This is a genomic window from Streptomyces sp. NRRL S-495, assembly GCF_000966955.1.
Taxonomy (GTDB): Bacteria; Actinomycetota; Actinomycetes; order Streptomycetales; family Streptomycetaceae; genus Kitasatospora; species Kitasatospora purpeofusca.
In genome coordinates, this window is the sequence record NZ_JZWY01000976.1 from 1 (window position 1) to 1511 (window position 1511).

The 1511-nt window shown below is 75.4% G+C and carries 1 protein-coding gene; it reads left to right on the plus strand.

Annotated features, from left to right (window positions below; genetic code table 11):
• On the plus strand, positions 1–1511 hold a 1511-nt coding region (locus VR45_RS37410; protein ID WP_045944402.1), incomplete at both ends, for an EndoU domain-containing protein.

A 1511-nucleotide genomic window follows, 5' to 3' on the forward strand; every position in this document is an offset into this window, starting at 1 on the left:
GACCAGGGCGGGCTCGGCCCGGCCCCGCACCTGCCCTGGCACCCCTTCCCGGACGCCTTCGGGCAGCGGGTCGTGGACCACGTGCGCTACGGCGACCGGCAGACCCTCAGCGGCTTCCACCACCAGCCGGCCCAGGACCGCCCCCAGGACGGGCAGTTCTCCAAGGTCGAGGTGGCCGGCTTCCGGCGGGGCGTCAGGATCGGGAACCGCTCGTTCAACTCCAACCCCAACGGGACCTACCGGGCCACCGCCTGGTTCCTCGACCCGTTCATCGCCCCGAGGGCGCACCTGGCGCAGTTCCCCTCCCGCTGGTTCCGGCACGCCGACCACCCGGGGCGGATGTTCTACCCGGCGCACTGGCAGGCCGGTCATGTCCTCGACGCCGTCCAGCACGCGTACGAGAACCGGAACGTGGCCCACGACCGCGTCGTCGACGGTGCCACCCACTGGACCGGCACCGGCAACGGCGTCCGGATCGAGGGCATCACCCGGGACGGCCGGCACCTGGTCCACCGCCCGGCGGACGTCCAGCCCGACGCCCGGGTGCGGGGCAGGTCCGCCCCGCTCACCGAGCCCGCGGCGCCCGGCACCGGCCGGCGCCCGGCCGTCGTCGCCGACCTGAGCGCGATCGAGCTGCCCGCCGGCGAGGCCGGCGTGCTGCGGGCCGGCGCCGGTCGGGGCCTGCCCGAGGAGTGGACGGCGGCGGAGCGGCTCTACGCCGCCTACGCGGGCCGGCAGCTGGAGCCCGTGACCGCGCTCGAGGACGGCGGCTCCAGCGTCCGGGTGCGGTTCGCCGGCGTCGAGATCACCGTGGTGCGCGACGCGAGCAGCCGGATCGTCGACTTCACGGTCGCGGACGGCCACACCCCGCCGCCCCAGCGGGCCGTGCCGATCCCCGAGCGCGGTACCCGGCAGTCGGCCACGCGGCCCGTCGAGAACGAGCCGCTGCCGCACTACCCCGGCTCGGACGAGGGCTCCGACCACGACCTCGGTTCGCCGGGCGGCCACCGCCGCTCCGACGAGGACGAGGACATGGAGCTGTACTCGGACACCGACGAGGAGACGTTCTCCCGCGCCGACACCCTGGACCTGATCTCCGACGACGAGCCGATGGACTGGGAGGACGGCTCCGACGCCGGTTCCGGCCGCCGCTCCGAGGACATGGAGGCGGACCAGTACGACGACCTGTTGATGGACCTGGACGAGGTACTCGCGGTGCGGCCGGTCCGCCCGGCGCACGAGGCGCCCGCGCCGGACCTCGGGTTCGCCGCCCTCCTCGACCCGGTCGAGGTCACCGCGCCCGCCGACCCGGCACTGCACACCAGCACCACCACCCCGCTGCGCCGCTTCCAGGCCGCCCGAGGCTTCCTGCTGGACGGCTCGCCCGCGGTCGAGGTCGTGGTGCGGATCCACCTCGACACCTCGGGGCTGCCGACCGGCCAGGACCACACCGGGGCGCTCGGTGACCTGCGCGCCCGCGCCCGGCGCGGCGTCGACGACTACTACAACAC